A 13,016-nucleotide genomic window follows, 5' to 3' on the forward strand; every position below is an offset into this window, starting at 1 on the left:
ACCATCGCCGGTCCTCCGGCGGACAAGAAAACTGTCACCCATGCTATCGGTCCATTCTGTTACCTATCTATCCGGTTCGGACACCGCGCCCCTCTCCCCGTCACTATACGGGGAGAGGATGCCGGCAGGCAGGTGAGGGGCAGCGCCAACGGACGGGAAAATGAAGCAACTCATGCCTGAACCGTTTACCCTCCATTTCGTCCAACCCCTTGCAGTCCGCCGCAACTTTGAACAGTCTGTGCCTACACGGGGGCAAGGCTATATGCGCGGCGAAGTTCTTCACTATGACGAGGCCCAAGGTTTCGGCTTCATCACCGGGGCGGACGGCAACCGCTACACCTTCGCGCGCGAGGATCTGCGCCGTGATACCGTGATCGCGAACGGCGCCGTGGTCGAGTTTCTGCCGGCAAGCGGTCAGGCGCGCGACGTTTTTTCAATCCGCGCCCAGCCCGCCAGTCCCGCCACCGCTGCGCCAGCGGCAAGCGTCGCGCCGCCCAAGGCGGCTGCCGCTTCAGCCGCGCCACAGCATTTCGGCCGCCTGGCGGAAGACGGCGCGGTTCGCGATAGCGGACTGCCGGGTTATTTCTGGCGAGGCGTGACGCGCAACTACATCAACTTCGCCGAACGCGCCCGCCGCAAGGAATTCTGGGGCTACTGCCTGTTCTGGACCGTCAGCTTCATCCTGGTCGGAATTGCCGGCGCCCTCGCCGACCAGGCCCTCGGCAATTTCGATGCCGGCAACTGGCCGATTGTGATGATCGGCGTCTGGGGGCTGTTTTGGCTAGCGACGTTCCTGCCCTGGGTCGGGCTCGTCGTGCGCCGCTTGCACGACATCGGCCTGACCGGCTGGCTGGCAATACCTTACTTCGCAATCACCTTCATGTTCGCTCCGGCTACGCTGATCCTCGCGCTGATACTCGGATTGATCCCGACCCAGGCCCACGAAAACCAGTGGGGGCCGGTGCCTAGAGGAGGCGGAGCCTAGACCGCACCAGAAATGAGCTGCCGGCTGTTTGCGGACAGCCGGTGTTTTAACAATGGCTTAGGTCGCAGCCAGGAAGGCAGCTGCTGTTTTGACCGGACGAACAAAATATTTCTCTTGCCATTTTGTCTGCGCACAGATAATCTGTGCACTCATTAATCGACGATCGAAAACGGATGATGGAGCCAAGACAAATGTGGACCAACGAGTACACCGCAATTTCCCCCCTTTCGGCGCAGGCCATCTGGAACGCGCTCAAGGCGCTGCACGAAGGCCGCCTCACCTACGAAGGGTCCGATACGTTCGTGCTGCACGGCCCGTTCGCCAAGGGCACCCGCCTCTCTGTAACGCCCGTCGGGCAGGACACCTTCGAATCGACGATCGTCGATCTTGTCGACACTGTGACGTATGCCGACGAGACCTCGTTCGGCGACACGAAACTGCTGTTCAGGCATACGCTGACGCCGGTCGAGGGTGGCACTCAAGTGACGCATCGCCTCGAGATTTCCGGCCCATCGGCCGCCGAGGTCGGACCAGAGCTCGGGCCGCAGATCAGCGGCGATTTCGACAGTTCGATGGCCAAACTGTTCGAGCAGGCAAGGGAGTTGGCGAACGGTGGCTGATCGGGGGGATCTGCAAACGCGCTTCAGCGGACCATCCGAGAGCCCCGGCTTGTTGCTCTGGCGAACCACCATGCGCTGGCAGCGCGTCATGACGGCGGCGCTGGCCCCGCTTGACCTTACGCATGTCCAGTTCGTGCTGCTGGCTTCGGCGATGTGGCTCGGCCGCTATGGCGAGCCGCCTAACCAGGTGCAGCTCGCCGCCCAGGCCGGCACCGAGGTGAAGATGACATCGGACGTCGTCGCCCGGCTCGAGGCAAAGGGACTGATTGTGCGGGACACCAACCCGCGGGATTCCCGCGCCAAGGTGATCCGCGTCTCCACGACGGGGACGGCCGCAGTCCAGCGCGCTATCGTCGCCGTCGAAGCCGCCGACGCTGCTTTTTTCTCAGCCGTGGATGAGGCGCAACTCGTCGGCCTGCTGAAACGGCTGGCCGGCGAGATCCGCTGAGTCGGCCGCTAAGCCAGGAACTTGGCGATGATGGCATCGCCCATTGCGACAGTGCCGACTTCGGTCATGCCCTCGGACAAAATATCCTTCGTCCGCAGCCCGTCGTCGAGCACGGCGGCTATTGCGCCTTCGAGCTTGTCGGCCTCATCGACCATGCCGAAGGAATATCGCAGGCACATGGCAAACGACGCGATCATGGCGATCGGGTTGGCGATGCCCTGGCCGGCAATGTCGGGCGCCGAGCCATGCACCGGCTCGTACAGCGCCTTGCGCTTCTTGGTCTTCACATCGGGCGCGCCGAGCGAGGCCGACGGCAGCATGCCGATCGATCCGGTCAGCATGGCGGCGATGTCGGACAGCATGTCGCCGAACAAATTGTCGGTGACGATGACGTCGAACTGCTTTGGCCAGCGCACCAGCTGCATGCCGCCGGCATCGGCCAGCATGTGGTCGAGCTTGACGTCGGCATAGCGAGTCTTCTGGGTCTGGGTGACGACCTCGTTCCACAGCACGCCGGATTTCATGACGTTGCGCTTTTCCATCGATGTCACGTGGTTCTTGCGCGTGCGCGCCAGCTCGAAGGCGACGCCCGAAATCCGCTCGATCTCGAACGTGTCGTAGACCTGCGTGTCGATCCCGCGCTTCTGGCCGTTGCCGAGATCGATGATCTGCTTCGGCTCGCCGAAATAGACGCCGCCGGTAAGCTCGCGCACGATCAATATGTCGAGGCCCTCGACGACTTCCTGCTTCAGCGAGGACGACGCGGCCAGCGCCGGATAGCAGATGGCGGGCCGGAGATTGGCGAACAGCTCCATATCCTTGCGCAGCCGTAGCAACCCGGCCTCGGGACGCACCTCGTAAGGCACCTTGTCCCATTTCGGCCCGCCGACGGCGCCGAACAGCACGGCGTCCGCAGCCATCGCCTTTGCCATGTCGGCATCCGAAATCGCCGCGCCATGCGCGTCGTAGGCACAGCCGCCGACCAAGCCTTCATCAGTGGCAAAACCGCTGCCGAGCTTTGCGTTCATGGCCGCGATCAGCTTCTTCACCTCGGCCATCGCCTCGGGGCCGATGCCGTCGCCGGCGAGCAGGAGAAGATTTTTCGAAGCCATGGAGAACCGTCCCAACACTGTTTGGAGAAACCGCGGCCTTGCTAAACGCCAAGAGCTTGCGGCGCAAGGGGATGAAGAACGCTACGACGGCGCCCGCGTCTCAAGACCTGGGTTCCTCGCCGTGGCCAGAGGCGGGGGAGAGGAACAAATCACTTGTGCGACAAAATATTCACCAACCGGCCGAACGGATCGCGCACATAAAACCGCCGTACGCCCCAGGGTTCGTCGGCGGGACCATACTCGATGGCAAAGCCGGCGGCCTTCATGCGTTGCAGCGCCGCATCGACATCGTCGACCTCGATGGAGAGGTCCGGCACCGGCGTGCCGGAGCCGCCCTGGGCCATGAAGCTGATCTGCACCTGCATCCGTGCGTCGGAGCCTAAGGTGACGATCCAGCCCTGATCCATCAGCACATCGAGGCCAAGCACGTCCTGATAGAAGCGTTTCGCCGCTGCCGCGTCTGGTGTCCCGATATTCGCCACGATGCGCCGGACCGTCATGGCTTTGCCTCCTCAAGCCGTACGCCGCAGCGCCGTGACTTCGATCTCGATCTTCATTTCCGGCTTGTTGAGCTGGCACACGATCATCGTCGCCGCCGGCCTGATCTCGCCGAAAGCCTCGCCGAGGATGGGGAAGACGACGTCCACGATGGCCCGGTCTGTGATGTAGTAATGCGCCCGCACCACATCGGCCATGTCGAAGCCGCCATCCCTCAGCGCCTCCGCGATTGTCGCCAGGCAATTGCGCGTCTGCGCCTCCACCGTTTCCGGCATGGTCATCGTCGCATAGTCATAGCCGGTCGTTCCCGACACGAAGCACCAGTCGCCCTGCACCACCGCGCGCGAATAGCCGGCGGTTTTTTCGAAGGGCGAACCGGTGGAGATGAGTGTGCGCATGGAGCCTCGCTGTGGTTTCGGACACTTTTGCAGGGAAAGGGCCGGCCGGGCCATGGGCCAAGTCAGGTGCAAATCTTGGTCGTCGGCGGGACAGCACCCCCCTCTGGCCTGCCGGCCATCTCCCCCTCAAGGGGGGAGATTAGCAGTTCGGACGCCTTTCTCGCTTTCCACATTTGCGATTGGCGAAAGCCAGAGTGACGTCTGATCTCCCCCCTTGAGCGGGAGATGCCCGGCAGGGCAGAGGGGGGTGTGACGGATCGCGACGGAACAAGCATGAACACCGAGTGTTGGCCGCGCTGCCGCGAACTCTAGTTCCCCGACTCCTGCGCCTTGTCCATTGCTTCCTTCACATCCGCAGGCCAGGTCTTCACGTCAGGCCACGCCTGCGGCTCGCCATTGTCGCCGCGCCGGGCGAAGTAGAGCGTGTGCTTGGCCGGGTCGACCGCCATGAAACCGTCATTGCTGCCGCATGCGTGCGGCACGCAGCCGGTGGCGTAGAAGGCGCCCGACGCCGTCTTTTCGGTGCCGCCGCCGACCAGCAGGCTGGTCGCCATGTCGGGCATGGTGTCGCCGAGTAGCGTCTGCGCCGCCTTGTAGACGGCCTCATTGTGGAAGGCGTCGATGATGTTCTGGTATTTGGCCGGATCGACGTCCTTCCAGTCCGTACCCGGCTCCGGCGCGTAGGTCAGGTCGCCCGAGATCGTCAGCCCGTCGCTGGGCGACCATTGCAGCGCTTGCTTCGTATCGCCCGGCAACAGATACGGCACGAAATAGATGGCGTTGTCGGCCACCGCCGCCGGTGGCGCCCCGCATTCGTCCTGTTCGACCTTGAGGCTTTGTATCTCGCCGCCTTCCGGCTTCCAGACGATGACCTTGGCCGGGCCGCACTGGTTGCCGCCGTCGCCGACATCGACCAGCGCCACGTCGACGCCGCCGACCTTGACTGTTCTGTCGAAGAACACGTCATAATTGCTGGCCAGCTGCTTGCCGTCATAGGCCAGCACCTTCTCGCCATCCTGCTCCCGCTGGGTGATGGTCAGCTGCCCGCCCTCGAACGGGACCGGCCCCTGGCTGTCATCGTCCGCCAGGGCCGCATTGTTCGACGCGCCCGGATCGGCGGCGGACGGATCTTCTGCCGGCACGAGTATCTTGTCGGTCTGTGCTTGCGCGCCGGCCACCGGCATCAGCATCCACGCCAGCGCGCAGGCGCCGGCAAGAAGAAAACGTGTCATGACTGTCCCCTCCGTTCAGCCGCCACGAACCCGGCTTTGTGGCGGCCGGGCCATCTCGTACCACTCAGGCCCAAGGACGCTCGGCAGCGTTCTTCTTCTCGAACGAGGCGATGGCGCCGGCCTTCTCCATGGTCAGGCCGATATCGTCGAGACCGTTCAGCAGGCAGTGGCGCTTGAAGTCGTCGAGGTCGAAGGTGACCACGCCGCCGTCGGGGCCGCGGATTTCCTTGGCCTCGAGGTCGACCGACACCGTCGCATTGGAGCCGCGCGAGGCGTCGTCCATCAGCTTCTCCAGGTCTTCGGGGCTGACGGTGATCGGCAGGATTCCGTTCTTGAAGCAGTTGTTGTAGAAAATGTCGGCGAACGACGTCGAGATGACGCAGCGAATGCCGAAATCGAGCAGCGCCCACGGCGCGTGTTCGCGGCTCGAACCGCAGCCGAAATTGTCGCCGGCGACCAGGATCTGCGCCTTGCGGTAGGCTGGCTTGTTGAGCACGAAGTCGGGGTTTTCCGAGCCATCGTCCTTGTAGCGCATTTCGGCGAACAGGCCGCTGCCGAGCCCGGTGCGCTTGATCGTCTTGAGATAATCCTTGGGGATGATCATGTCGGTGTCGACATTGACGATCGGCATCGGTGCGGCGACGCCGGTGAGCTTGGTGAATTTTTCCATGGCTTTTGCCCGTTCTTGATCGAATTCGTTGCGTCAGGGTTTGCTGCGCCCGGTTTACACAAAGCCGCCGGCAAATAAAAGGCAACTGTTGGTGCGCGGCCCGATCGAAAGATCGGCGGCAAACGTCTTTAAAACCGGCCGCCGCTGGTGCACCTTGCGCCCATGACCACACAATCGAATATTATCTATGCCAGTGAGCCTGAGCTCGACGTCGCTGAATTCCGCCGCGTGCTGGTCGAATCCACGCTCGGCGAAACACGCCCCGTCGATGACGACGCCCGGCTGCAAGCGATGCTTTCAGGCGCGAACCTGGTGCTCACGGCGCGGCTCGACATCGAAGGCAGGCCGCTGATCGGCGTTATCAGGGCCATCACCGATTTTTCCTGGGTGTGCTACGTCTCAGAGCTCGCCGTGTCGCAATCGGCGCAAGGCGTCGGCATCGGCAAGGGCCTGATGGACGAGGCCCGCCGGCAGCTTGGGCCTTCGGTCGCCATCAGCCTGATCTCGATGCCCGACGCCGTCGGCTTCTATGAGCGTATTGGCATGACGCGAATGGCCGACGCGTTCTGGTTCTCCCGCGAGGGCTGACGAGCGTCGGGCGCAATTGCCGATCGGGTTGGGCAGTCAAGGCGGGGCAAGGTTCTCGGCAATCCGGAACGGTGTTCAGGACCCCGCGGAGCAACGCCTCCTTGTCGCCCTTGACCCGCGCTTCATCCGGTCCACATCCGCAGCATGGGAAATCGCCGATCTCTGATAGGCACCGCCGGATGGGGAATTCCGTCTCGATACAAGGCTGACTTCCGCAGCCCGGGTCGCATCTCGAACGTTACGCAAAATGCTTTCCGGTCGTGGAAATCGACACCTCCTTCTACAAACCGCACCGCCGCGAGACCTATGAGCGCTGGGCGCACGCCGTGCCGGAGCACTTCCGCTTCGCGGTCAAGGCACCGAAGAGCATGACCCATGAGCATCGCCTCGCCGATTGCGAGGGGCTGACAGAGGACTTTCTCGGGCAGGTCGAAGGTCTCGGCGAAAAGCTGAGCGTGCTTCTGGTGCAGCTGCCGCCAAGCCTGCCCTTCGAGCCGGAGGTCGCCGGCGGTTTCTTCGACATGTTGGGCAAGCGTATCCGGGCAAGGCTGGCATGCGAGCCGCGCCATCCCAGCTGGTTTGGCGCCGAGGCGGACGCACTGCTGGCCGGTCACCAGGTCGCACGGGTCGCCGCCGACCCGGCTTCGGTTCCGGAGGCAGCAGGGCCGGGTGGCTCGCCCGGCCTTGCCTATTTCCGCTGGCACGGCGCGCCGCGCATCTACTATTCGGGTTACGATGCCGAAACGCTCGACCGGTTTGCGCGGCAAGTGGAAGCAGCGGCCGCTTCCGGTGCCGAGGTCTGGGGCATTTTCGACAACACGGCCGCCGGGCATGCACTGGGCAACGCGATGGCTGTCAGTGCGATGGTTGCTTAGACGCTCGCGGGACAGCACCCCCCTCTGGCCTGCCGGCCATCTCCCCCGCAAGGGGGGAGATCAGATGCCGCGACCGCTTTCGCCAATCGCCGACGTTGCAAGAATGGCGCCTTCGCCGAAGCTGCCATCTCCCCCCTTGCGGGGGAGATGCCCGGCAGGGCAGAGGGGGGTGGGCGGGAACTCGACAGAGCGATCCTATTCCGCCCGCCTCAAATCACATTCAATTCCCGGAACGCCCTTCCTTCGGCCACTCTGGCGTACCCGAACGCCGAGCAATCCACGGTCCGATACCCGCCATGCACCAAAAGCTCCGCTAGCGCCTTGCCGACGGCCGGCGCCTGCTGCAGCCCATGCCCTGAGAACCCGTTGGCGAAGATGAAATTCTCGACCTCGGGATGCGGTCCGATGACCGCGTTCTGGTCGAGCGTGTTGTAGTCGTAATGGCCGGCCCAGGCGCGGGTCGGCTTGATTGCTTCGAAAGCCGGAATGCGGGTTGCCAGCACCGGCCAGATCATCTCTTCGAACAGCGCCCAGTCGACGTCGAAATCCCGGGGGTCGGCGGGGCCATCGCCCTCCTCCGGTTCGGCGCCGCCGGTGAGATAGACCGAGCCTTCAGGCCGGACATAGATGCCGGATGGGTCGACCAGCAGCGGCATGTCGACGTATTTTTCCCGCGCCTCGAAGACGAAAACGTTGCGCTTGCGCGGCTCGACGGGCAGCACGAGTCCCGCCATGCCGGCCACCTTGCCGGCATTCGGCCCGGCGGCGTTGACGACGATGCCGGCTTGCAGTCTTTCGCCATTGTCGAGGTCCACGCCGGTGGCGCGGTTGCCCTGCCTCTCAATGCCGGTGACATCGGCGGCGATGAAATCTATTTGTCTGTCACGCAATGCCTTGCGAAACAGCGTCAACATGGCATGAGCGTCGAACCAGCCCTCGCCGGTGCGGCCGAAGGCGCCGGCGCTGATGCCTTCGGTCGACAGCCAGGCAAAGCGCTTTGCCAGCTGGTCGGCATCCTCGAGCAGAATGTCGGCGCCCTCGGCGACCTGTGCTTGGTGGTTGGCTTTCAGGATCGGCAACCCGGCCTCGCCGGCCAGGATGAGATAGCCGCCTTCGCGAAAACCGATATCGGCGTCGGTGCCGAAGGTCTCCTTCAGCCGCCGGAACAGGTTTAGCGTGAACTGCGACAGCCGGATATTTTCCGGAATCGAGAATTGCTGACGGATCGAGGCCATGGACAGCGTCGTTGCCGCATGGGCGAATTGCGGGTCGCGTTCGATCAGCGCGATGGAGCCGGAAAAGCCTTCCTCGCGAAGGTAGTAGGCGACCGAGGAGCCGACGATGGCTCCGCCGATGATGACGATGTCGTAGCGCACGTTTTTCTCCGATCCGGCCGCCGGCATCCTTCATGCCCCCGGCACAATGATCTCGAAGCGCGTGCCGCGCCCGGAGTCAACCAGCGCGATCGTGCCATCATGCGCTTTCAGGAGGGCCAGCACTATGCCTAGGCCCATGCCGGTCCCGCCGGATTCGCGCCGCGTGGTGAAGAACGGCTCGAAAATGCGTGCCCTGTTGCTCGGCGAGATGCCGGCGCCGTCGTCGCTGACCGCAATGGTCACCTTGCCTTCGGCGCTGGCAGCCGCCAGCAAAACCTGGGTCGCGCCGTGCCTGGCGGAATTGTCGATCAGGTTGGCAAGCACGATCGCCGCATTCTCGGCCGATATGCGCAGACCAGTTTCGCCGCCCGTCTCGATGGTCACAGCCAGCCTGCCGTCCACCGGCAGCAATGCCAGCGCCGCATCGAGCGACGTGCTTTCGCCGCTCGGCGCCAGGTTTTCCGCGCGCGCCAGATCGAGCAGGCGCCGCACCAGCAGATTGAGCCTTCCGGCATCGTTGACGATGTTGCCGGAAAACCGCTTGCGCTCTGCCGCGTCCATCGCCTCGCCGGAATCGCGCAAGAGTTCGGCCGCGCCCTGGATCGCCGTCAGCGGCGATTTGAGCTCGTGCGAGACATGGGTGGCGAAAGTCTGGATCGAGTCGGAGCGCGCCTGCAGCTTTTCGGCCATGTCGAGGAAGGCGGCGGACAGCTCGGCCATTTCGCGCGTGCCGTGATGGTCGAGCGGCCGGATGGCGTCGCGGTCGCCGGCGGCGATGCGCCTCGTGCGCTCCATCAGCGCGTAGATCGGCCGGCTGACGGTGCGCAGGAAGACCAGCGCGATCAGCAGCGTGCCGAAGAGCATGGCGATGGCCGCCAGCGTCACCTTGCCGCGTTCGCCATAGAGATGCTTGACGATGTTGTTCGGCGTTCGAGACAGGTAGATCACGCCGGCGACATGGCCGTCGACCGCGATCGGCATGGCGACAAAGACGCGAACTTTCGTGCCGCGGCTGACCGAATAGAGGGGCGGTGGCGGCTGGTCGGGAATTCTTTGTCTCAACACGCTGGCGTAGTGGCCGGCAAGGGCGGTGCGCACCTCTTCGACATGGGCGAGCGACAGTCCGACCTCATCGCGCCCTGCAATGACAACGCCGCGCGGATCGAGCAGCCGGAAGCCGGCCAGCGTGGTTTTTTGCGTCGTGTCGAGAATGCCGGACAGGCTGGCGCCGATCGCCGCGAAGGCCGGATCGGTGGCGGCAGCGACGCCGGCGGGTCGGGTCGGCAGCAGGTAGTCGGAAGCGAGATCGAGACTTGGCTCGATCGGCTGGTACGGCGAATCCTCGCCGCGGCTGGCGTCGCCGCTGTCAGCCTGCATCGGCACCCCAAGCTTCTCCGGGGCAATGCCGGCGTCACTGATATTCTGCGCATAGATGGCGGCGATGACGGCGCCTTGCGCGATCAACTCGCCCTCGGTCTGGCGGATCAGCTGGTTTTCATAGAGCCGGAAGAAGAACAGGCCGACCAGCGGCAGCGCCAGCACCATGATGAGGATGGCGAGGACCACCGTGGCCAGCCTTGGCCGCCATTTGGTGCCGATCCACTTGGCGTCGCTCAGGCGCCGCATCGGCCAAGCCGGAAACCGACGCCATGCACGGTTTCGATGGCGTCGAGACAGCCTGCCGCCGCCAGCTTGGCGCGGATGTTGCGGATGTGGCTATCGACGGTACGGTCGGCGACATGGATGTTGGCGGCATAGGCGCTAGCGACCACCAGGTCGCGCCCCAGCACATGCGCCGGCCGCGCCAGAAATCCTTTCAGGATCGAGAATTCGATCGCCGTCAGCGCCAGCGCCTTGCCGTCGAAACTGGCGCCATGGCTGGCCGGCACCAGGCTGAGCTTGCCATGCGCAAAGTTCTTGTCATCGGCGGGGTCCGGCGCCACCGGGCGGGCGCGGCGCAGGATGACGTTGACGCGCGCCACCAGTTCGCGCGGGCTGAACGGTTTCGTCACGTAGTCGTCGCCGCCCATTTCGAGCCCGAGGATGCGGTCGATTTCCTCGTCGCGCGCGGACAGGAACAGAACCGGCACGTCGGAGCGCTGCCTCAGCCGCCGGCAGACTTCCAGCCCGTCCATCTCCGGCATGCCGATGTCGAGCACGACGAGGTCGGGCACGCGGCGCTCGATCGCCTGCAGGGCCGCGGCGCCGTCGGACACGGCCTGCGTCTTCATCCCGGCCTTTTCCAGCGCAAAGCAGATGATCTCGCGAATGTGCGGATCGTCGTCGGCGACCAGGATCTGATGCGGCATGGATCTAACGGTCCGGCACTGAAGGTTGCGAGGGCTGGGTAGGTGGAGGAAGCACGAGCGGACCTCTCTTGTCGAGAACCTGCAGGAGCCTCCAGCCGCGAAAGCTCCAGGCGCGCCACTGCTTCTGCTCGGCGATAGTGTCGTCGATCATCATTTGGTCGGCCAGACAGGTGGTTTGGTTTCCGAATTGGTGCATGTAGAGGCGGTCCAGCGCCGGCATGGCGGCAGCGCCGAGCGAGCGCAGATATTCGGTATCGATAGGCGTGCCGTCGCCGGTCATTTCAAGGGAATGGTCGACATTGAAATTGGCGATCATTGCGGCGAAGTTGATGAAGCAGCAGGCATAAAGCGTCGCCGATAACGTCGCAAGATTGGCGGAGAGCAGCCATTCGTTGGATTTTCCAAGCGCGATGCGGGCAATGATCAGTACAAGCCCTGACGCCACCAACCCCATCCAGACGAAAGCCGCGATGCGCCAGTAGGTCAGTGCATAGACGCCGATATAGAGATCGAGCCTGAGAATCGACGAAATGACCAGCACGATGTTCTGCGCCACCCAGGCATAGACCAGTCGGCGGATCAGCGGATCGCTTGACGTTTCGCTGCCCGGCCGCAGCGCCGCCAGCACGAAGCCGGCGGCCAGCAGCGCGGTGGCGATCAGCGGATAGGCGCCGCGATGCGCATAAGCGGCATAGCTCAACCCGTCGGGAAGGGCGACCCCGCCCCAGAGATAGGCGGCGTCGAGCCCGGTCTGCAGCGCAAACAGGGCATTGAAGACGATCAGCGCGCGCAAGATCGCGGCCTTGCCGAAGACGACGGCCTCGATCGTCGTGGCGGATTTTGTCGCGGCCGGTGCGGCCACGGCTGCAGGCGGCGCCAAAGGTGGAAGGCGGCGTGGGGGTCGGCGCAGCAAGCGCGGCAGGCAAGGCCGCAGGAAAGCCCAGACGCCGGCGAGCACGAACAGCCAGAAGACGATCCGCGCCAGCTGGATGAGATCGAGCAGCTTCATCAGGTCGATCAGCGACAGCCAGTATTCGATGACTGGATTGGCGGTGCCGAACAACAGCAGGAACACCGCGCCCAGCGTCACCGGCATGACCCAGACGATGATGGACGCCAGGTGGATGCGGCGGCCGCCAAGCCGGCGCACCGTGCGGCGCCATTGGAAAAAGTCACGGATAAGGCGCAGCGGCGCCGCCAGGAGGAACAGCGCGACCTGGCCGGCAATGCGGGCGATGCCGTGCCGCAGCCGCCCGGACAGGGACAGCGCAAACACCACCAGCGCCACGACAGCTATCGCCACCGACAGCGGGCTGACGTTCTCGGCCAGCGGCAGCAGCGCGACCAACAAAGCGGCCGGCTTGAGCCAGGGTCGGGTGGAATTCAGTGCGGCAGGATGCACAGCGACCACCGCGCCGGCGATCAGGATGGCAAACAGCAGCACCGTGATCCCGGCGGGCTGGCCGTAAAAGAAAAAATCCGCCAGCGCCACGAGCAGGACGGCGATGCCGAAACGGCGGCAAAAGGTCGGGGAAAGGGACTGCGTCATGCTCGGACTTTCCTGATGGGCTGGATCCGGCCGACGGGCGGATGTCTGGGGGTAAAAGGGAGCAGGCTTGCCTCCAGGCAAAGGCCGGCCTCCGTGCGAGGCGGATCGACCAGCCACCAGCTTTCGCTGCTGAGACGATAGGGCAGGGACCAACGGTTTCGCTGTTGCATGCCGCTGTTGTGGTGGCTGCGCATGGATACGGCAGGGCGCAGCGGAGGAGGTTTTCCGCAGAGATGTGCAGTTTTCGTGCAGGACCTGCGCTTACGGCGGGTTGTCCAGCCGATAGATGGGTAACACTTTGAACCGGATACATAGGTGACACTTCTCTCCCCCTATGCGTCCGCCGCAGCGCCAAG

The 13,016-nt window shown here is 64.2% G+C and carries 14 protein-coding genes; 5 read left to right on the top strand and 9 right to left on the bottom strand.

Features of this window, described 5'->3' with window-relative positions; translation table 11 throughout:
- The first annotated feature begins 262 nt into the window (after positions 1-262).
- The 3 genes from NKJ75_RS32415 (at position 263) to NKJ75_RS32425 (ending at position 2,053) form a co-directional block, all read left to right on the top strand.
- Positions 263-985: a DUF805 domain-containing protein gene (locus tag NKJ75_RS32415; protein ID WP_352500731.1), complete on the top strand. Its 723-nt coding sequence runs from the start codon at positions 263-265 to the stop codon at positions 983-985.
- Between the two features lie 191 nt (positions 986-1,176).
- A complete protein-coding gene (locus NKJ75_RS32420) occupies positions 1,177-1,605 on the top strand; it encodes an SRPBCC family protein (RefSeq protein ID WP_352500732.1) in 429 nt (142 codons plus the stop codon).
- A 70-nt stretch (positions 1,606-1,675) separates the two neighbouring features.
- Entirely contained in the window at positions 1,676-2,053 is a 378-nt protein-coding gene (locus NKJ75_RS32425; RefSeq protein ID WP_023671693.1) for a MarR family winged helix-turn-helix transcriptional regulator, read from the top strand.
- Positions 2,054-2,061: 8 nt separating this feature from the next.
- Here NKJ75_RS32425 and leuB read toward each other — a convergent pair whose 3' ends face one another.
- From leuB to leuD, 5 genes are all read right to left on the bottom strand, one after another.
- Positions 2,062-3,165, bottom strand: coding sequence for a 3-isopropylmalate dehydrogenase (gene leuB / locus NKJ75_RS32430; RefSeq protein ID WP_023732861.1), 1,104 nt, complete (start codon positions 3,163-3,165; stop codon positions 2,062-2,064).
- Positions 3,166-3,314: 149 nt separating this feature from the next.
- Positions 3,315-3,665 carry a VOC family protein gene (locus NKJ75_RS32435; protein WP_023683821.1) on the bottom strand — a complete coding sequence of 117 codons (351 nt, stop codon included), beginning with the start codon at positions 3,663-3,665 and terminating at the stop codon, positions 3,315-3,317.
- A 12-nt stretch (positions 3,666-3,677) separates the two neighbouring features.
- On the bottom strand, positions 3,678-4,061 hold the full coding sequence (locus NKJ75_RS32440; RefSeq protein WP_023683820.1) for a RidA family protein: 384 nt from the start codon (positions 4,059-4,061) through the stop codon (positions 3,678-3,680).
- A gap of 308 nt (positions 4,062-4,369) precedes the next feature.
- The gene (locus NKJ75_RS32445; protein WP_352500733.1) at positions 4,370-5,293 is read right to left on the bottom strand and encodes an Ivy family c-type lysozyme inhibitor; all 924 of its coding nucleotides are present in this window, start codon (positions 5,291-5,293) and stop codon (positions 4,370-4,372) included.
- A 64-nt stretch (positions 5,294-5,357) separates the two neighbouring features.
- Positions 5,358-5,963: a 3-isopropylmalate dehydratase small subunit gene (gene leuD, locus NKJ75_RS32450; RefSeq protein ID WP_023694556.1), complete on the bottom strand. Its 606-nt coding sequence runs from the start codon at positions 5,961-5,963 to the stop codon at positions 5,358-5,360.
- Positions 5,964-6,125: 162 nt separating this feature from the next.
- Here leuD and NKJ75_RS32455 point away from each other — a divergent pair, with 162 nt between their 5' ends.
- Complete coding sequence (locus tag NKJ75_RS32455) at positions 6,126-6,551, top strand: GNAT family N-acetyltransferase (RefSeq protein ID WP_023834712.1); 426 nt, start codon at positions 6,126-6,128, stop codon at positions 6,549-6,551.
- A gap of 260 nt (positions 6,552-6,811) precedes the next feature.
- Positions 6,812-7,426: a DUF72 domain-containing protein gene (locus tag NKJ75_RS32460; protein WP_352500734.1), complete on the top strand. Its 615-nt coding sequence runs from the start codon at positions 6,812-6,814 to the stop codon at positions 7,424-7,426.
- Positions 7,427-7,635: 209 nt separating this feature from the next.
- Here NKJ75_RS32460 and NKJ75_RS32465 read toward each other — a convergent pair whose 3' ends face one another.
- The 4 genes from NKJ75_RS32465 to NKJ75_RS32480 are packed head-to-tail and all read right to left on the bottom strand — an operon-like array spanning position 7,636 to position 12,660.
- The gene (locus NKJ75_RS32465; RefSeq protein ID WP_023834713.1) at positions 7,636-8,802 is read right to left on the bottom strand and encodes an NAD(P)/FAD-dependent oxidoreductase; all 1,167 of its coding nucleotides are present in this window, start codon (positions 8,800-8,802) and stop codon (positions 7,636-7,638) included.
- A gap of 30 nt (positions 8,803-8,832) precedes the next feature.
- Positions 8,833-10,428 (bottom strand): sensor histidine kinase, encoded by a 1,596-nt coding sequence (locus NKJ75_RS32470; protein ID WP_023746475.1) that lies wholly within the window; start codon positions 10,426-10,428, stop codon positions 8,833-8,835.
- The gene (locus NKJ75_RS32475; protein ID WP_023746474.1) at positions 10,416-11,111 is read right to left on the bottom strand and encodes a response regulator transcription factor; all 696 of its coding nucleotides are present in this window, start codon (positions 11,109-11,111) and stop codon (positions 10,416-10,418) included. Before NKJ75_RS32475 ends, NKJ75_RS32470 begins: the two co-directional genes overlap by 13 nt.
- A gap of 4 nt (positions 11,112-11,115) precedes the next feature.
- The gene (locus tag NKJ75_RS32480; protein ID WP_352500735.1) at positions 11,116-12,660 is read right to left on the bottom strand and encodes a DUF4153 domain-containing protein; all 1,545 of its coding nucleotides are present in this window, start codon (positions 12,658-12,660) and stop codon (positions 11,116-11,118) included.
- Between the last annotated feature and the right edge of the window lie 356 nt (positions 12,661-13,016).

The organism is Mesorhizobium sp. M0058 (assembly GCF_040323095.1).
GTDB lineage: Bacteria > Pseudomonadota > Alphaproteobacteria > Rhizobiales > Rhizobiaceae > Mesorhizobium.